Origin of the sequence: Trichodesmium erythraeum IMS101, from assembly GCF_000014265.1 — a bacterium.
Taxonomy (GTDB): domain Bacteria; phylum Cyanobacteriota; class Cyanobacteriia; order Cyanobacteriales; family Microcoleaceae; genus Trichodesmium; species Trichodesmium erythraeum.
The window spans coordinates 7,329,737-7,349,838 of the sequence record NC_008312.1 but is presented as its reverse complement, the minus strand read 5'-3'; the positions used below and the strand labels follow the sequence as shown (position 1 = coordinate 7,349,838).

The window sequence follows — 20,102 nt, the reverse complement described above, 5'->3', positions numbered from 1 at the left end:
TAAGTAAAAATATCCTAAGTCAAATTTAGGAGGAAAAATGTTTTTTCCCTGGTTATTTGGGTGTAATTCAGTTAAATAATCCTAGTAGGAAAAAACAGAGAATTGGTTATTTTATTAGATAGATTATACTAGATTATAGGTAACCGAGCCGACGAAAATTTTGGTTTAAAGCCTCCTCCATCGATCAGAAGACTTTTGAGTTGTTTTTTTAAACATATATGTTACTATTTTATTAATAAAGTTGAGACTTTTTTGAAACACAAAAAGGCACTTGTTAATATTAGTCAATCCTTTGAGAGCTAACCAGCAAAACCTACTTATAATCTAACTTTGATTTTTTTGCTAACAAAGCCTGAGAGTTGTGCTCAAATAAATTTTGTACAACCAATAGTTTTGACTAAAGCTAATAGCTGTTTGCAGAGCATTCCACCACGGAAATACCTAAAGCTATCAACAATTCTGGCAATCTAATTTTTTCAATTTTTCAATTTCATATTGAGCATCTTTATAACCTCCTGCACGACCTTGAGCTAAATAAAGTTGAGCGGCTGTATCCAAATCACTAATTGCTCCTTTTATATCTCCCATATTAACCCTCACTAATCCTCTACTGTAATAAGCTCGTGCATATTCGGGGTTAAGTCTAATAGCTTGAACATAATCAGCGATCGCTTGCTGATAGTTTTTTTGTTCATTGTAAACATTAGCACGATTTGCATAAGCTTCAGGCTTGTTTGGGTTTAATCCTATTGCTTGAGTATAATCTTCTATAGCCTTTTGCAATTGCATGTCTTCAGTATAAGCCAAACCTCTGTTAATATAACCTTCAGCATTTTGGGGTTCAAGTTCAATTCTTTTAGTACAATCAGATATAGCTTTTTGATACTCTTGTAAATTTAGATAAGCAATACATCGATTATTATAAGCAACTTCATTTTTAGGTCTAATTTTAATTGCTTCAGTGCAGTCAGATGCAGCTTTTTCATACTCTGCTAAATTCAAGTATGTGCTACAACGTCTAGCATAAGCGTCTTCATTTTTTGGGTTTATTTTAATAACTTGATTATAATCATCTAAAGAACCTTGATAATCTCCCATAAAAAACCTAGCTCTACCTCTTCTATAATAACCATCTATTTTTTGGGGTTTAATTTTAATCATCTGGGTATAATCTGCTATCGCTTTTTGTAAATTATTATTAGCTGCATAAGCTACCCCTCTACCAAGGTAAGCATTATAAGCATCTAAAGTATTCGGTCGCAGTCCAATGACTTGAGTGTAATCTTGAATTGCCTTAAGATAGTCTTGGGATTTGTAGTAAACTAATCCTCGTTTATAGTAAGCTTCAGCATGTTCAGGTTGAAGGCGTAATATTTGGGTGAAATCATTAATTGCTTTAGGATAATTTTGTTGCTCAAAATAAACCACACCTCTGTTAAAATAGGCATTAACATTGCTAGGGTTAAGAAGGATCGCTTTCGTGTAGTCACTAATAGCATTTTGGTAGTTTTTTAACTCATAATAAGCATTCCCCCTTCCGTAAAAATACTCTGGTTTTTCAAAACCTTTGATCGCTTTGCTGTATAATAAAATTGCTGCTGGTATATCACCATCTCTGGCACGTTCTTCCCCTTGTTTAAATACTTTCTCTGCTTTAATAGAGTTGGGACGATTAAAAAAACTTACTACTGCAATTAATACTGCAATGATCCCTACGCTGGCAAAACCAAATAAAGTAAACCATAATGAACGCGATAGCATTTCAAATACAGTTGTTTGAGTTTGAGAACTACTTATCTGATTTTGAACTAATGGTAGTTTGAGTGGTATCTCTATTTTAGAACGGCGGTTAATTTTTTCTAGGGCTATAACAACTTTTTCTATAGACTGGTAACGTTGAGCATAATGACAATGTACCATTTTTTCCAGGATATCAGCTAAATTTGAGGAACATTGTGCCTGACTGCGCCAGAGTATGCCACTAGAATTTGATTTACTCATATCTTGTAGTTTTGGCAGTTCACCACTAGGAATTCCTGTTAGAGCTTGAATACCAATCATACCTACTGCATATATATCGCTATTATATTGAGGAATACCTTGAAATTGTTCGATAGGCATATAGGAGGGGGTACCTGTAGCAATAGTTCTTTGTCTTGCTCCATTTTCTTGTGCTATCTGATGACTCATTTCTTTAATTGAACCAAAGTCAATTAAAACTAATTTTCTATCTAGTTGGCGTCTAATTAAGTTTGATGGATTAACATCTCGATGAATAACCTCATATCTATGTACAAACCCTAAGATTTCTAAGATTTCTAATAGTAGCTTAATTACTTGTTTTTCCGACCAAGGTTTACCAGGTATAATTTCTTTCTCCAATGGTGTTCCATAAATAAATTCTTCTACCAAATAAAATTGATTATTTTCTTCAAAGTAAGCTAGTAATAAAGGAATCTGAGAATGCCTACCTAATTTTTCTAATATTTCTGCCTCTTGCTTGAACAAACGGTGAGCAGTTTTGAGTAAACTGTTACTAGGAGTCCTTAGCACCTTAACTACACATTGAGGATGCCCTGGACGACGAGTATCAGCCGCCAAATAGGTTTGTCCAAATGCACCAGAATTAAGAATTTGAACGACACGGTAACGTCCATCTAGCAGTTGACCAATCATTTTCATGGTATACATGTGGTATACATTTTGTTATTTATTTTATACTATTTTTTGGCTTTATTAGCATTTGTATAATACATGCTGGTTATTCTTCTACTCAGAAGAGAGGGGTATGAAATCACACTATTTCTCAAAAGTTTTTCTACATTTTATTGAGTAGAAAAGTAAAATAGTCTGGTAGTAGAGAAGAAGTAAACATAATCATAATTAACATAAACTTAGGTCAAAAAAAGAAATGAATCCTGTTCTTTTATATTAATTATTTAATAACTGAAGTTTTACCAACATATAGCATTATTTATGGGAATTAATATAATATTAAGTCTCATTAACAAGATTTACCTACTTAGGGTAAAAATATACACCATATGTAGGGGTTGACAGCCGTTAACCTCTACTTGCTAGATATAGTCGTTCTGCCCAAGTCCTAATTAATTACCTATAGGGATCATAAAAGTGTTTTTCTCACATCAATTTCTCTCTATTTTCTATTCCATACTCCCTATAATTACTGTAGTTTTTTAATCATATTTAGCGAGTTTTGATAATTTTTTATTTGATCTTGTTTTAAGAATAAACTAGCACTTTTATTAAAGTCAACTATTGCTGCTGGTAAGTCTTCTAATTTATGTAGAATAACTCCTCGATTATAATAGGCTTTAGCATTATTTGAATTGAGTCTAATTGCTTGAGAAAAATCTTTAATTGCTTGATTATAGTTTTTGAGAACTGAGAAAATCATTCCCCGATGACTATAGTTAAGGTCATCTTGAGGGTTAATTTCAATTGCTGTAGTAAAGTCTTTGATCGCTTCTTGTAAATAGCCACGAGCAGACTGAGCTAAAGCTCTATTTGTATAAGCTTTTGCATTGTTCTTATCTATACCAATAGCAATACTACAGTTTTCTGTTGCCCTTTGATATTCCCCTAGATTGAAATAGGCAATACATAGATTATGATATGCTAGAAAATCTTGAGGATTTATTTCTATTGCTTGTTGACAATCTGCTATTGCTGATGAATCATTTCCCTTATGGAGGTAAGCGCTACATCTATTTGTATAAGCATCGGCATCATCAGGTTTAACTTCTAAGAATTGATTATAGTTTTCTATTGCACCTTGATAGTCTAACATCTTAAACAGAGACTTACCTCGATAATAATATGCTTTTACATCATTGGGGTTCAGTTTGATAGCTTGAGTGTAGTCACTAATTGCACCGACTTGATCCTCTAGCGCTCCTCTTGCTATTCCCCTATTAATATAGGTCTTACTATCTTTGGGATTAAGTCTAATTGATTCACTGTAGTCTTGGATAGCACTTTTATAGTCTCCAATTTCGTAGTAAATTAGCCCTCGTTTTTTGTAAGCTTGGGTGTAGTTAGGATTTATTCTTAATGTTTGCGTTAAATCGGTCATAGCTTTGTCTTTGTTATCTAGTTCATAATAAACTAGAGCACGTTGATAGTAAGCATCTTCATAGTTAGCTTTGATTTTAATCCCTGCTGTATAATCTTTTATTGCCTTTTCATAAGATCTATGAGAATAGTAAGAGTTTCCTCTTTTATAGTAAATTGATGCCTTTTTGGGATTGAGTTTGAGTGCTTCAGTGTAGTTGGCGATCGCTGCTTGCTGTTTTCCTTGTTTAGCTAACTCTTGACCTTTTTTATAGAGTGTTTGCCCTATAAATTGGTATTGCCAGAAATAAGCGATCGCTACTCCTGTTATTATTACTAAACTAGCAATTAATATATTTTTTTTCTTGTATCTGGGTAATGTTGGTAGTAATGGAATCTCTCTTGCTCTAGGTCTTGTAATTATAGTTTCTGATTGTGGAATTAATTTGGTTTCAGTAGATACCAATATCTTACTTAACTCTGCTAGGACTTCTGTTGCTGACTCATAATTTTCTTCACATTGATTATTTACCATTTTGTCAATCACATTTGATAGTGGTAGGGAACATACTTGCAAACTCTGCCAAGGTATTTCTATTCTTAGAGTATTGTTAATTATTTTTTGCTCCAGTAAATCTTGAGGTGATAATCCTGTTAGTGCTTGAATAGCAACTATCCCTAAAGCATAAATATCACTTTTTTTGTCTACTTGCTCTTGATTTTTTTCCGATTGGATATAAAGTAAGCTATAATAATTGCTATCTCCATAATTTTCTGATATTAATGGTTCCTCATTTAATTCTAAAATTCTCTTAATTTGCCTTTCTAACCCAAAATTCATTAAGAATAATTTTCCATCTAATACTTGTCTGACCAAATTTCCTGGTTTAATTTTTCCATGAGCTTCCCCCTTATTATGAATGAAAACTAAAATTTCTAGTATCTCTTTTAAAATCTTGATTACTTCCAATTCTATTAAGCATTTACCACCAGCTAATTCTTCTGATAACAATATACCTACTATATAGTCTTCAACTAAGTATATATTATTGTTTTCTTCAAAATAAGCTAATAAATGTGGCAAGCCCTCGTGTTGACTCAAGCTAAAAAAATTTTCTATTTTTTCTTTAAATAATGATAGTATTAGATCTCTATTTCCTGAGGTAAAATTACCTAATCGAATTTCTCTAACCACACATTGTGGGGAACCAGGACGGTGAGTATCTAGTGCTAAATATGTCTGTCCTAAAATAGTTAAACCTATAGGTTGGATCAAGCTATACCGTTGATCTACAATTTTGCTTATCTGAGTATCCATAGTCCCCATTGCAGATTTAATTTTGATAGTGAGGTTTTTAATCAACTAGATAATTTTCTAGTGATTTGTATGATTTTCAAGTTATCAGTAATAATAAGTATTTTCTTTATATAGCAATCCTAAGTAGGTTGCGGCAAAATTTCATACTGAAAAAGTTTTGGGAAATTGAATATTTGACCATCCGCAAAAAACTTAAATAGCCACTTAACTACTTTAAAAGAACTGCAAAGATGATAAAAAGTAATACTGAAATTTTTGGTTTGTAACCAAATATCTTCAACAGGATTTTGCTCCGGAGCATTGGGAGCAAATCTTGTACAATTTATCAACAATTCTTCTTCTGATAAGTATTGATTAATTGTCATTAAATATTCTCGAAATTCTTGAGAGTTATGGTAAGTTGCCCCATCCCAAAATATTGCCAATTTGTTGCCCGGTCTTTGCTTCTGCAAATATTTAATAAATTCAATAGTATTTTTAGTATTTCCACTCTCATATTCTTGCACAAGAAATTCCTTGGTTTTATAGTCTAAAGCTCCATAATAAGTCTGTCTTTCTTTTTCATTTTTAATTGCAATTTCTATTCTTTCATCTGTTTTTCCCCAAGCATAACCTAATATGTCTCCCCATAGAAGATGACATTCATCAATCATAAACACTGTAAGCTTTCCAGTTTCTATTTCTGGTTGCCATTTAGCTAAAAATTCCTCTATTTCTTTTCTTTTAACTTCTACTAATTCATCATTTTTAGCAGGATTCTTTTTTTGAGTTTTTTTCCAACTTATGCCCGCTTCTTTAAACAAGTTATAGTAACTTTGATTAGACTCAAAAACCACATCATATTGCTCCTGTAAGTAGTTTTTTAAATCTGATAACCTAAGATAATCTTGTGCTCTCAACCACTCAATTGTTTTCTCTTTTTCGACCGTTTTTAAGTAACCTTGTCTCCCTTGATACTGAAGCCTTAAACTTTCTACACCATGAAATAATGCTTGGTTTTTCCATTCACTAATAAAACTGTGAGAAACATTTAATAATTCTTTGACTTCATGGTAGGATTTTCCTGACAAGGTCATTTTTACGGCCAAGGCCCTTTTAATTTCTTTAGACTCTTTTGTTTGATTAATAAAATCATTTAGTTTATCTATAATATTCATTTTTTGTCTTTTTCTTAGATCTGTTATTCTTACTATTATATCTGTTGCGACCAATATGGGATTGCTATAGTTATATCTAAAGTTCTAACATAGATTGGTGAGGGTTATAATTTTAAATAGACGTTTTTTTTATAATTATTATCTATACAAAAAGTATAGTTTTTATTTTGACTAATTGCAATCTATCAAGTTAATATTTTTCTAATATTAATTTTTGGACAAAACATTAATTTTATATTAGATTTATATTAGAAAGATTGATATTAGTTCATTTACCAAGTTATGTTTAGTATAACAAACTAGATAAAATAGTTATAATTCAACACTACCTACAATTATTAAAATTCTTTTTCCAAGAAAAAAACAAAATGTATTAAATTCTTACTCTTATTATCCTCGTCAAATAAGTGTGGCTACTCAGATATTAATATCATAAATTAATTGCTTATATTAACATATCACTACATATATAGGACTACCCTATAGCTTTATTTAAATCTACCAATGCTGTCTTATAATATCCTCAACTATGAAGCCTATTACCATGAGATTTATAGTATATATGGGCTGTTCGGGGTTAATACAGATTGCTTTATTGTAACTTTGAATGCTTATTCTCCTTTTACTGTTGTATTTCTTGATAGCTTCAACTAGTAATTGCTTAGATACAAGAATCCTAAGACCATGAATATCCCTACAAAATTTAGGAAAATTACTTAGTCTCGGTAGGGAGTAACAACTACAATAGTAGGAGTTATTTTTCATTCTTTGTCCCTGGGGAAAACACTAAGTTTTTTCACTGTTCCAAAATAAATCATCACTAGCTTATTATCTAGCTCGCGACCCGTTAAATTTAATGGTTTAATATCTTTATAAAGAAAATTATGATTATAAACATACTTTAATATTTCTAGTATTTATTTAAGGACTTAAATTGTAAATGCTTCATCTAATGGTTTGCCAGGAATTATTTCTTTAGTTAAATTATATCCTTTCCTTTAATAGACTCTTGAATAAAATTTACTATCCTCCTCAAAATGTTCTCTTGTTGCCCTAATTAATATAAATTTTTTCCTTCTTTGTTAAATAACTATCGTGTTATCTGTAAAACTTATGGATTATAATTTTTCTTTAGTATTTTGACAAAACATTGGGGACATTGGTGACAAGTTAAGGAAAAGAGAAAATTGTCAAGGGCAGTCTTTCTAAAGGTCAAAAATAGTAGGAAACTCAATCTAGATAATTAATTGAGAAATTGAGGCCAGCCATGACTACTAGTAAAAAAAACCAACAGAGACCACCTAAAAAAAGAAATAGTGGTCAATGTTGGAAGATGAAGTTATAGCCAAGCAATTGGAAAGATAACTGGCACTAGCCATTACAAATAAAGAAAACTACTACTGACAAATAGGACTTAGGGAACGGATATTAAATTTATGGTTGATAATGACTGGGGTATTAACCTTATTCTCGCCAGAGGTAGCTGGAGTCAGAGAATTGACAAGAATGTTAGCTAAAGATGGTTTTTTGTGGTGTAATCACACAAAGGTTAGTTAACAAACTGTATCACAAATATTTTTGACATTTCCCAATGAATTATTGGAGAAAGTATTTAAAGATTTATTGTCTAGTTTAAGAGCAGCTTGGCAGAGCATAAATAAGGGTTTGTTGCTAGAAAGTCTTTAATTTACCTTATTAAAATTCCCAAATATATATTTGGATAATATATGGGTCAACATTGGAGGTTTTATTTAAGAAATTAAAAGGTTGATAATAAATGAAAAAATAACAATTAGTAAGAAAGATGAGTCTAGTTATTAATTTAATAATCAGATTACCAGTATAGATTTGGTTTGAAGAAAATCCCAAAGCATCTAATACTAAACTTGAAGAAAATATTTTGAATTTAGTGACAGAAAATACTTTTTTATTGTTATATATAGGGTTGTATTACTTTAATTTTTGGTTAAAATTAATAGATAAAAAAGTGTATTTTATTACTGACAAAAAAAGGGGGGATAGCAGTTCCCTATGCAACAGGTATTTACAGATAGCTATGCATTGCAATACAGAAATATATGTCTTATTTCTGGTACTAATAAAACTCCGTTTATCACTTTACGTTTAATTGAAATTAGGTCAGGAAAAACATGGAATTCTTATTTAACCAGTGTCCTATAACCTTATACTTTACCCCCTTATATAGTAGCAGATTTATATTGGTGGCGTTGGAAAATTGAAGATGCTTTTGATACTGTCAAAATACTCTTTAATTTATATTTATGGACAGGTTCAATTAATGGAATTAAGTGACAAGTTTGGGCGACTTGGTTATTTTATGCTGTCTTAGTAAATTTAGGTAATGCTCTAGCCGATGAACTTTCTGTAACCTTTGATAAAATCTCATGATTATATGATTTATCGTGGTTTTTATCATTTTATGAGGGGTCACCAAAAAGGTAAGGGAAAAGACCCTATTAAATATTTTGCTGACCCTCAAAATTGAGTAAAAGGAATTATTGAGCAGCACCTTAAACCAAATGTTAAATTAATTGTCGCACCTTTTTCTGAGCTTCAATGAGGAGCTGAACAATTTTTTTTTAGCAATTTTCTCCAACTCTCTTGAAAAAAGACTTACAAGCTTAACTTCTCACCAATGAATTGGGGATAGTATGGTCAAGCCGTATCTACGGCTAAATAAATTTACCCAAATCCACCTTCAGCTAATTCATGAATAATTTTATAGCAACGTAGTAGTATTCTATTAACTAACATATTTAACATAAATATTCAATATATTGCTTTTTATCATCTTTTTCTCAACTAACTAATCCAAATTGAGTGATTAGTTATTAGTATTTCCTACTATTGAAGATAAATTTTTTCGGCGATCGCTACGCCACAAAGGAATTAATTTCAACCCAATTAAATAACTTAATATTCCACCAATTAGACCCATTACTAAACAACCTAAAAATAGAGATGTGATAAATTGAGTTCCATATTGCATTAACTCTGAAAATGAATGTATACTTTCAGGTATAAACTCTTCTTGAGATTTAAGTAACCATTGACCAACTTGAAAGTTAATTGCATATATTGGTAAATAAGTTAAAGGATTACTTACCCAAGTGCCAGCAGCAGCAGCAACTTTATTACCTTGGAATAGAGTCGCTAGTACTATACCAACTATAGTTTGTAAACCAAAGATTGGAAATAATCCGGCAAATACTCCTAATGCTAAACCTCTAGCAATATATTCGGGAGTTCCCTGCATTCTGATAAAGCGCGAGTATAAATATCGCCCATATCTATTCCAATAAGATAATTTATTTTTTTCTGATAGAGATTTTTTTTGAGTTAGTAATGGTAGTATTTGCTGAGGAATTTGTGAGATATTTTTGATCATAACTCCAATAAATTTATATTAGCTGACTATTTAATTACCTGTGCAAAATTAATTTAACATTTTTCACCGAGTAGGGAGTAGGGAGTAGGGAAAAATATACCCTATAATTTATAAAAATAACAATTCGATTTAGATGCCACCATCACAGTTTAATTTAAGTGGACTCCTTGAAAATTGAATTGGACGGAGGAAGGAGCCGAGATATCCCACGGGTTTACCCCTAGAAGTATGTCAAATAGTTGATACTGTTTTACTAGATATATGAATCATATCGTCACCATCAAAACTAAGTTTGATGGAACGTCCCTACTATGCTCTGCCTTGCAGGAAAACTTCTGTAATTGTCAAATATTAGGTGAAAAAATTTATATCTGTTTCAAACTAAACATACTTGTTGAAGTTTCTAGTATACCTCCTAATTTCTACCTAACCTAGGGCATCAATGCTATGCTTTTATATTTAATTAGCAAGCTCTAGATATATTCCTGAAATTTGACACCGAAGTATCCGAACTATTGGAAGTTGTCTTTTAATAGGGAACGAAAACCCAACCCGCCCAAGGCCAAGAAAGCTAAGATGAAACCGGGTTCGGGGACAGATGCAGATGACGATACAAAACCTAGGGTGACTGAAAGCCGATCGCTTTGACCGATAGTTTTGCCGTGGTATGGGTTAGCAAGTTGCCATCTATTGCATTCCTTACTGTCCTTGGATGTCCATTATTTCCGAGAACGGTGAAGTCAGCAACTAGATTCGCAAACTCGGTCGAACCGTCGGCAAAATTAAATCTCATCTCCCTCAGGTTTAAGCCGCCTCCAGATGGTTTCCCGTAGTTAAATACGCTCTTAACTGTCACGTATTCTCGGTTAATATCTAAATTGCCAAAGCGATCACTATAGAATATATCATATAATTCTATTGATTTTCCCAAGAAGTCATAAGAACTGGAATTAAGGATGGAAAGTCGATTTAAAAGCTGGGAACTATATAGGCCGAAGGTATAGGGTTGAGGAAATGTGCCGCCTGTTCTCTCAAAAAAGGTGATGGACTCTAAATTAGTAACTTTCCGAAGGGATAAAGCTTTGGCGCTTAAGCCTGACATTGCTGTTATTGTGGTAATAATTATTGCTCCAGTAACAGCACTTGATAATTTTTTTGTGGAAATCATCACTTGTTTTTGGATAAGTATATAATGATATAAAAGTCGCCATTCATGTTAACATGACTTACGCAGCACTGCTAGATATGGTGTGTTTTCATGAATCTTTCCCAGATTTAGACTACAATTATTGCCTTTGCATAAGTCCTGGTTAAGAAACTTTCACGCTTCTCAATTTTATTTCATAAGAGAATTTAATTTCTAACTTCTAACTTCTGACTTTTAGCTTGACCTATATGTTATATGGTTCTTAAATTATAGCAGAAAAATTAAGGTATTGTCGAAAATTGACAGGGGACTTGACAGTTAAAAGAAAATTAACTACAGTTATTTAAAATTACACAATACAAAGGAATATTTTAGCAGTATGAGTAATAATCGAAAACTATATAAACCAGTGGCTTGAGCTGACTTGGGATTTTTAGCCTGCTCTTGAAGATAAGTTACGACTGCGGTCAGTGGCATAAGGGTGAAACACCGAAGCTAGCTCCAAAGCTTATGCAATTCCAGATCAATGTAAGTTTGGGTAAGTTTAGTCGAACGGAAGATAAATCTTGTATATCTTCGACCACAAATGTAGAGGTCTTTTCCTTCCCAATGCCTAGCAATATATTGCTCAACAAAATATCCATTCACCTCTACATAAATATCTGATTAACTATGTAGAAAATAATCAGAATTATAAGCCCCCCCCTTTTGAAAGAATCAAAAAAATCAAATTCAGTATTCTAAGCCGGAAGCTTCAGCGGTTGGTACTGTAATGGTGATAACTGTATGGTGATAACTGAAATGACTCCTAGAAATACTATTGCCGCGATCGCTACTGCTATTGTTCCCCAACAAGGAAGTGTGGGGATAGTCCGAATGTCTGGTTCTGAGGCGATGAAAATTGCTCAAACCCTATTTCATGCACCGGGGAAGCAAGTTTGGGAGACTCACCATATTCTTTATGGCTATATCCGTCATCCCCACACTGGGCAATTAGTAGATGAAACTTTATTATTGATTATGAAAGCTCCTCGTTCTTATACCCGTGAGGATGTGGTAGAATTCCATTGTCATGGTGGAATTATTGCGATACAACAAGTATTACAATTATGTATTGAGGCAGGGGCAGAGCTAGCTCAACCAGGAGAGTTTACTTTACGGGCTTTCTTAAATGGACGATTGGATCTGACTCAAGCTGAAAGTATTGCAGAACTCGTAGGTTCTCAATCTCCCGCTGCTGCTCAAGTTGCTTTAGCTGGTTTGCAGGGTAAGTTAGCTAGTCCAATTCGTCACTTAAGAGCTTGTTGTCTAGATATTTTAGCAGAAATAGAGGCACGCATTGATTTTGAGGAAGATTTACCTCCTTTGGATGAATCTGAAATTAGTCAAAAACTGGATGATATTTTGGTGGATTTGTCAATGGTATTAGCTACAGCAAGTCGGGGAGAGTTATTACGTACTGGTTTAAAGGTCGCTATTATCGGACGTCCGAATGTGGGCAAGTCGAGTTTGTTAAATGCTTGGAGTCATAGCGATCGCGCTATTGTTACCGATCTTCCTGGTACAACCAGGGATGTAGTTGAATCTCAGTTGGTGGTAGGTGGTATTCCGGTTCAGGTTTTAGATACAGCCGGTATTCGGGAAACTGAGGATCGGGTAGAAAAAATTGGGGTAGAGCGATCGTGTCAGGCAGCTGAGTCTGCTGACATTGTTTTATTGACGATTGACGCTCAGGTTGGTTGGACGGAGTTAGATGAAGTTATTTATCAACAGGTCAAACATCGTTTTTTAATTTTGATAATTAATAAAGTTGATCAAGTTGATTTGGTTCATTCAGAATTAATTAGGTCAATTTTTTACCCAGAAACTATTAAAAATGTTGTGGCTACAGCCGCTATTAATAATCAAGGAATTGAGGAACTGGAAGCAGCAATTCTTAATGCTGTAAATTTAGATAATGTGCAGCCAGAAAATTTAGATTTTGCAGTTAATCAAAGGCAAGCAGCAGCTTTAACTAGAGCTAAGATAGCTTTGGAGCAATGTTTAAATACTATTAAAAATAACTTACCTTTAGATTTTTGGACAATCGACTTAAGGGGAAGCATTTATGCTTTGGGAGAGGTTACGGGAGAGGATGTAACGGAATCTGTTTTGGATATAATTTTTAGTCGCTTTTGTATTGGGAAGTAATTTTTTTTTGATAGTTAAGTAGGGATGTTGCATCGAAGGTCCATATTTTTCGATAATTATTTTAGAACATTTGAGAACAGTAGTAAGAGCATCAAGCTCACTTACTAGATATTGTTTCTACCTATCCTACTATTACATAATCAGAGCTACCCTGACTTGTCCGTAGCCTTATGTCCCCAATGGGAAGTCCACCATTATTGTCTATTTCTATTCCTGCTCGTAAATTTTGATAAGATCATAATAACTTTTATGAAATATTTATGATAAAATAATAACAAAATTAATAAATATAATAGGAAAGAAAAGACAAATGACTGGATTTATCAAAGGATTATTTGGGAACAAAGATGATAATCAACCAAAGGAAGCTTTCTTCTTAGATGCAGATAGTGCAAGTAGTCTTGGTGATGTAGACTTTATGAGGAAACCTAAGACAGTTAAGAGGAGCTATCCTAAAGCAGCAGGTAAAATTAATGATATAGAAGGAGAGACAGAAAAGTCTGTTTCTTCTACGAAAAAACAAGAAAATACAGTAGAAACTAAACGTTCTTCTTATTCTTCTAGTTATACTCCAAGTACATCTACTTCTAGTTTTCCACAACCTTCCAAATTTACGTCTACTCCTTCAAAAACTCCTAATAATAATAATTCTAGTGATGGAATAGATTTTAAAAACATGGCTCGTAATATCAATAAAAAGAGATAATTGCTTTGACAGTACTTCCCCCTGCCCGTGAGGTATACACTCAGTGGCGAATATAGTCTACAATACAAGAATTTGACCATTCACACCTGTATATGGTCAAGTAATGATTATTAATTAAAATATTGACTTAAAAATATAGCAATTTAATTTTAGGTTTGAAAATTAACTATTCAGTAAATAGGTTTATTACATAATGGTTAAATTTTGAAAATACTAATTATTGCTATATTTTTTATTTCAGTGGTAATAGGCACTTAAACACTCATTGCAGGCTTTGACTAATTTTCTGTGAGATATACAGTATAAGAGATTCAGTTTTAAAAAATGTGTAATTAATTTTGTGTACCTGCTTAATTTATTTTCATTTTAGTTTTCAGGTATGTTTTGCTTGATCAACTATTTTAGCAGGTGCTTCTTATATTTCTTGTTATTGAATTAAACCATTGGCTAAATTAACTATTAAGGTAGAACAACTCATCCAATTATTAACATGATTTTGAATGAAAATTATTTAATCATTTAGTGAAATAATTATTAGTAGTAGCCAAGAAAAATGAGAGAGACATGGCTATGAATAATATCAGTCTTTAAGATTTTCCTCAAAAAATATAGAACTTCCCCAGTAGATAGGGTGCGGTAAACTGATGGGGTTTTACGAGTATTTAAATTATCCCTCAGTATCTCAATTTAGCTTACTTACTAATTGGTAACTCTTTTTTATACTAGTCTCTGATCAAATTTATCTATGCAAGGAATTTAACATCTGAATTTATGACTTTAGCTATAATTTCTTCCTAAACCTAACTGCCCCCAATAACCCGTAAATATATGACTACCATCTTTCAGTATATGAATTTCTTGGTGATCACTTGCCCAATTTAATTGATTTTTTAAGTCTTTATTAAATACTCTCACTCTTTGATTACTTGAAGAAACTAGAGAATTAGGAGAATGAATAGCTAAGGCTTCTATAAAAGGTCCATCAATCAAAACATCTAACTGAGATAACAATTCTTTAGCACCAACGGGTGCATTTTTAGATTCCAATTCTCTGAGAGTAAACCCACTAAAAGACATTACATTTAAATGTCTAAATTTTAATATTTTTGCTAACTCTGCTAGTGCTGATGCTTGTAAAAAAGGCTCACCTCCAGAAAAGGTAACTCCTGTATTTTGAGGATTATTTAAGATTTTATTTGCTAGTTCTTCAATACTTATTAATTGATTAATATCAAAAGACCAAGAATCAGGATTAAAACACCCAGAACATCCTTTTCTACAACCTTGTACCCATACTACTGCACGACAACCAGGACCATTTACTTCTGACTCATCAATATACCCCATAATATTTAAATATCCTGGGGGAATTTCTCCTGATGTTGTTGTTGATAATTCAGTTGTTGACAATTGGGTTGTTAAGTTATTCATATTTAACTCCTTTTTTTTTATTATCAAAAAATGTGAGTACTATTTCTGTTTATAACGAACCTGAATGTTTGTATTTGTATAAATATTATTCACAAATTATTAGAAAATATCTTGATTAACACACTTGAATTTTTATACGGTATTTGGATGAAATTATGTATGGTTTTCCCTAGGTTATAGTTGATGTTTTAAAGATTGAAAGCCTGTAAGAACGTATTTGTAATTTTCATCAGTTTTGAGAAATTTTATCAATTAAATATATTCAGCTTTTGTTGAAGTATTCTCAGGAGATAATATTACTGTTTTGATAGCTAATTTACCTTAATATTTTTCTCTGATTTTTTATATTCCTAACTATATATTCGATAGGTTAAATGTTTATGCTGGGCGATTAATTTTTTTTTTAGTTGTCTTTAGTTAGCTGTATCAATTTTCATTGATACTTTTCCTACTAAATTTAATGCTGATTGAAATGCAGGATTAGTTAAATTTGTTAATAATAAGGTAGTTTGGTTTGTTAATTGTTTTCTTTCTTGTAGAAACTCTTGTCAGTTCAGAACTCAGGTCACTAAGAGTGATAATATCGGTCTGCGGTGCCAATTTTTGCAGTTCTAATAATATTCCTGCGGCAGAGAAATAGATAGAGCGATCGCCTGTTTTTTTGATCTATTTCTCCTAGCTGAAAGTGAACAGAGTTTCATGAACAAGCAAAAATTTTACCTATGGGATCTATGCCTAGAGAGAGACTATATCACCAAGATTTTACTATTCTATAAACTAGTATAAACTTATTAGTTTATTTTGTCATCATTTGATTTTTTATCATCGTCAGCGGGTCAATAAAATAAATTACACATATTGAGAAGCTGAAATCTAATTCTTGTGTAAACATCGCTTCTGTAAATAATTTTGTGTAGGTGCTTATCTATTAATTATTGCTCAAATTAAACATTGTATAATTTCAGTTTATTGAAATTCTCGGATTTTTCAACATTATTAATAGGTGCCAATACCAATTAATTATTTGTCATTTGTCTCAAAAGGAAAGTATTCATCAATTAGTTATCAACTATCAACTATTAGTTTATTAGCTTTTCAGCCGGAATTAGTATTGATATATTGAAAGATAATTCAAAGCATTGGAAAAAAACTGACCAAATGCGAGGGAGACTGTATATTCATGATTTATGAAACAGCCTATGTACTAAGTACTTTCCTCAAAATAGACAAACTAAAATATGAACTTAATTTTTCTATTTATATCAGTTTAATATATAGGCAAACATGATTTGAAGTGTGGTAGTATACAAACAGCTTTTTTTTACATAAATTCATAATATTAATTTTTATAAAATTGTACTTCACCAGTATGAGAATTAGGATAATCAACCATTAGAAATAGTAAATATCTGAAACAAACTCACTGTCAAAGAGTAATAACCATGTCTAACATTAATTGTTGCCAAACATCTGAATTAGTCAAAGCATAAGCATTAAAATCATAACCATATTGTTGATAAAGATTATTAAAACTATTGACCCAATAATCGATAGTTTCTGTCATAGAGAAAGGAGTATATTTCCAAGCTTGTCGTAAATATTTATCCATCTCAATTAAACTCCCATTTCGATGGGCTTGCCATCCTAGCCAACTCAAAGTATAATAATAAGATTGGCTCTCTAATTTACGAATAGATATTGGTAAATTTAGTCTACTAAAAAAGCTATCTAAAACAGACATCATGCTAGCAGCTTGTTGAGTAGATTTTCTCGTTGCATTACAATGATGTTGACGATAACAATAAGTAACTTTTGGCAACCACATTGCTTCACAACCATCCACAGATAAACGCAAAACTAAATCAATATCTTCTCCATGATGCCAACGAGTATCAAAACCTCCGACACTTTTTATCCAACTTTTACTAAACATCATAGAAATAGTTACAGGTTTCCAAACTACCCAGGTTTCTAAGTCTAATTCTGGGGAACTATGCCATAACTCTATATCAGAAATTTTCTCTCCTTTTTTATTAACTAAACGCCATCCACTATGGACAATTCCCAGAGAGGGGTGAGCATCAAAAACAGCTACTTGTTTTGCTAATTTATCTGGTAAGAAAAAGTCATCAGCATCTAGAAAAGAAATAAATTCTCCTTGGGCTATTTCTAAGCCTAAATTTCTGGCGTGGGAAACTCCTTTATTTTCTTGATAAACATAGCAAATTTTATCTAGATAAGGTTCTAAAACTTGACGAGTATTATCAGTAGAACCATCATCAATAACTATTATTTCGTAAGAGGTATAAGTTTGATTAAAAATACTGGCGATCGCCTCCAAAATATAGTGAGCATTATTGTAGGTTGCAATAATTACACTAACTCTTGGCACAACGGGATTAAAAATATTACTAATTAATTTTTTCCATTCTGGTAACTGACTAAAACTATAAGCATTAAATTGATTTCCTTCTTGACTATCTAGCTTCGTAAATAATTCTATCCAAGTACAAATTGCTACTGTGGGAGAATCAGAAGTATAACTCAAAGACTTCTGCAAATAAGTAGTCATTTCTGATAAATTACCAGCTTTATATAAACGCCAACAATTCCAAAGTAGAGAGCGATATTTTACCTGATTTTCTATTTGACGTATGGCAGTAGGTAAATTGGGTTTATGGAAAAAGTCATCTAATAATTTTTCTAATTCCTGAGTAATTTTTTCTCGGTTTTTTAAACCCGAGACACTACTATTCCGCTGTCGATAACAGACACAAACTTTCCGTAACCAAGTAGCTTTTCCTCCGGTTAAAGCTAACCGCAAAACTATTTCTAAATCCTCAATCCCAAAATATCGTTTGTCAAACCCACCATTAACTTTTAACCATTTACTTTTAAACATCATGGCACTAGGCAAAGTTGCTTGCCAAATCAACCAATTTTCTAAGTTTAATTCCGTACTATTCTCCCAGGGTTCTACATCTTTAATAGTATTACCTTTCTCATCAACAAATCTCCACCCAGTTTGTACCATTGTTAAAGTTGAATCTTCTGCAAAACATCCCACTTGTTCAGCTAATTTTTCGGGTAGAAAAAAGTCATCAGCATCGAGAAAAGCAATATATTCTCCCTGAGCTATTTCTATACCATAATTCCGAGCAATTGATGGTCCTTGATTTTCTTGATATAGATATTTAATTAGACATCTTGCAAAAGTCAAAGTTAAATCTTGACTACTGCCTTTTTCCTGAGTATTTTTTTCGATTTTTTGTTGTCTATTTCCTTTGGCAGAATTCTGGAATAAATCTAAAATTAAATCTTGATTATTCTCTTTTTCCTGAGTATTTATTTTTGTTTTCTGTTGTCTATTTCTTGCGGCGGAGTTCTGCAAGAAGTCTGTTGTATTTAGATAAGATTCTAAAACTTGATAAGTATTATCGGTAGAACCATCATCAATAATAATAATTTCCCACAAAGTATAGGTTTGATTACAAACACTTTCGATAGCTTTAAGAATATAATCAGCATTATTGAAAGTCGGAATAACTACGCTAACTACTGGTAAACCATTTGGCATGATTTGATTTATTAAAAGTTGCCACTCAGGTATTTTATTCAAAGAAACTGAATTAAATGAATAGTTTTCTAAGGAAGCATAATAGTGAAAATAATATAGCCACTCACATATAGTTTTAAGTACAGAAACAGGAGAAAATTTTAAAGATTTATGCAAATAATCAGCCATTTCAGCGAAGTAGCCAGATTTATATAAACACCAACAATTCCAAATTAGAGAACCGTAGCGTAATTCTCTTTCTAAATGTTGAATTTTTTCAGGGAGATTAGGATTAGAAAAAAGTTCATCTAAAATTTTTTCTTCTACTTCTGTTTGAGCAAGTAAATTCCGAGTCATATTACCGCTATGTTGACGATAACAGACAGCAACTTTGGGAAACCAAGTAGCTTGACAACTTGCTAAAGCTAATCGAATTACAATATCAAAATCTTCTAGTCTGCGTAAATTTTCATTAAACCCATTTACTTTTTCCAACCATTCTTTCCGAAACATCATAGCACTAGGATTAGTAGCTTTCCATTTTAACCAACTTACTAAGTCTAATTTTGGAGACTTATACCAAGGTTCAATATCTTCAATTTTTTCTCCTTTTTCATTCACAACTCGCCACCCACTTTGCACTAAACCTATGTTTGGTTGAGCATCAAAAATAGCTACTTGTTCTTGAAGTTTATAACAGAGAAATAAATCATCAGCATCCAGGAGAGCAATTAATTCTCCTTTTGCCATTTTTATCCCTTGGTTACGAGTAGCAGATAATCCTTTATTCTCTTGATAAAAATAACGAATTTTTTTCATGTATGGCTGTAATACCTGATGGGTATTATCTGTAGAACCGTCATTTATAACAATAATTTCATAGTCAGTATAAGTTTGATTCAAGACACTTTCAATTGCTTGAGCGATGTAGAGTTCGCAGTTATATACAGGAATAATTACGCTTACTTTTGGATTCATAAAAGTTTGTGAGATTATGGTTATGTATTTCTAAGCATTTAGCTATTAGCTATCAGCAATTAATTATTAACTAATTTTTTTACCGTAGGAATTAGTTTCCAAAGAAAATTAAAAGTTATGAATAAAAAGGTCGTTT

9 protein-coding genes and 1 pseudogene are annotated in these 20,102 nt (G+C 32.1%); 3 read left to right on the top strand and 7 right to left on the bottom strand.

All coding sequences use genetic code 11. The features are described 5' to 3' along the window. Window positions 1-450: 450 nt before the first annotated feature. From TERY_RS23090 to TERY_RS23080, 3 genes are all read right to left on the bottom strand, one after another. Window positions 451-2,682, bottom strand: a complete 2,232-nt coding sequence (locus TERY_RS23090) for a tetratricopeptide repeat protein (protein ID WP_196797149.1) — start codon at window positions 2,680-2,682, stop codon at window positions 451-453. A 502-nt stretch (window positions 2,683-3,184) separates the two neighbouring features. Beyond that, the gene (locus TERY_RS23085; protein WP_044137979.1) at window positions 3,185-5,392 is read right to left on the bottom strand and encodes a tetratricopeptide repeat protein; all 2,208 of its coding nucleotides are present in this window, start codon (window positions 5,390-5,392) and stop codon (window positions 3,185-3,187) included. A gap of 119 nt (window positions 5,393-5,511) precedes the next feature. Then, complete coding sequence (locus TERY_RS23080) at window positions 5,512-6,549, bottom strand: IS630 family transposase (RefSeq protein ID WP_011610086.1); 1,038 nt, start codon at window positions 6,547-6,549, stop codon at window positions 5,512-5,514. Between the two features lie 1,365 nt (window positions 6,550-7,914). Here TERY_RS23080 and TERY_RS37780 point away from each other — a divergent pair. Then, window positions 7,915-9,127 (top strand): annotated as a pseudogene (locus TERY_RS37780) (IS4 family transposase); the annotation flags it as partial. 267 nt (window positions 9,128-9,394) lie between these two features. Here TERY_RS37780 and TERY_RS23070 read toward each other — a convergent pair. Together TERY_RS23070 and TERY_RS23065 are read right to left on the bottom strand one after the other, a co-directional pair. Next, complete coding sequence (locus TERY_RS23070; protein ID WP_011614044.1) at window positions 9,395-9,958, bottom strand: DUF2062 domain-containing protein; 564 nt, start codon at window positions 9,956-9,958, stop codon at window positions 9,395-9,397. 619 nt (window positions 9,959-10,577) lie between these two features. After that, window positions 10,578-11,129, bottom strand: a complete 552-nt coding sequence (locus TERY_RS23065) for a hypothetical protein (protein ID WP_011614043.1) — start codon at window positions 11,127-11,129, stop codon at window positions 10,578-10,580. 762 nt (window positions 11,130-11,891) lie between these two features. Here TERY_RS23065 and mnmE point away from each other — a divergent pair. Both mnmE and TERY_RS23055 read left to right on the top strand, forming a co-directional pair. Next, window positions 11,892-13,295, top strand: a complete 1,404-nt coding sequence (mnmE, locus tag TERY_RS23060) for a tRNA uridine-5-carboxymethylaminomethyl(34) synthesis GTPase MnmE (protein ID WP_011614042.1) — start codon at window positions 11,892-11,894, stop codon at window positions 13,293-13,295. Window positions 13,296-13,605: 310 nt separating this feature from the next. Further along, the gene (locus tag TERY_RS23055) at window positions 13,606-14,001 is read left to right on the top strand and encodes a hypothetical protein (protein WP_011614041.1); all 396 of its coding nucleotides are present in this window, start codon (window positions 13,606-13,608) and stop codon (window positions 13,999-14,001) included. A 777-nt stretch (window positions 14,002-14,778) separates the two neighbouring features. On the opposite strand, the gene TERY_RS23050 is transcribed toward TERY_RS23055, so the two are convergent. Then, window positions 14,779-15,432: a 4Fe-4S cluster-binding domain-containing protein gene (locus TERY_RS23050; protein ID WP_011614040.1), complete on the bottom strand. Its 654-nt coding sequence runs from the start codon at window positions 15,430-15,432 to the stop codon at window positions 14,779-14,781. Between the two features lie 1,426 nt (window positions 15,433-16,858). Then, window positions 16,859-19,966 (bottom strand): glycosyltransferase, encoded by a 3,108-nt coding sequence (locus tag TERY_RS37775; RefSeq protein ID WP_011614039.1) that lies wholly within the window; start codon window positions 19,964-19,966, stop codon window positions 16,859-16,861. Window positions 19,967-20,102 lie beyond the last annotated feature (136 nt).

What these genes read in the sequence shown, in the direction of transcription:
- TERY_RS23090 (WP_196797149.1), bottom strand. Translation starts at nt 2,682, where the DNA reads ATGAAAATGATTGGTCAACTGCTAGATGGACGTTACCGTGTCGTTCAA.
- TERY_RS23085 (WP_044137979.1), bottom strand. Translation starts at nt 5,392, where the DNA reads ATGGATACTCAGATAAGCAAAATTGTAGATCAACGGTATAGCTTGATC.
- TERY_RS23080 (WP_011610086.1), bottom strand. Translation starts at nt 6,549, where the DNA reads ATGAATATTATAGATAAACTAAATGATTTTATTAATCAAACAAAAGAG.
- TERY_RS23070 (WP_011614044.1), bottom strand. Translation starts at nt 9,958, where the DNA reads ATGATCAAAAATATCTCACAAATTCCTCAGCAAATACTACCATTACTA.
- mnmE (WP_011614042.1), top strand. Translation starts at nt 11,892, where the DNA reads ATGGTGATAACTGAAATGACTCCTAGAAATACTATTGCCGCGATCGCT.
- TERY_RS23055 (WP_011614041.1), top strand. Translation starts at nt 13,606, where the DNA reads ATGACTGGATTTATCAAAGGATTATTTGGGAACAAAGATGATAATCAA.
- TERY_RS23050 (WP_011614040.1), bottom strand. Translation starts at nt 15,432, where the DNA reads ATGAATAACTTAACAACCCAATTGTCAACAACTGAATTATCAACAACA.
- TERY_RS37775 (WP_011614039.1), bottom strand. Translation starts at nt 19,966, where the DNA reads ATGAATCCAAAAGTAAGCGTAATTATTCCTGTATATAACTGCGAACTC.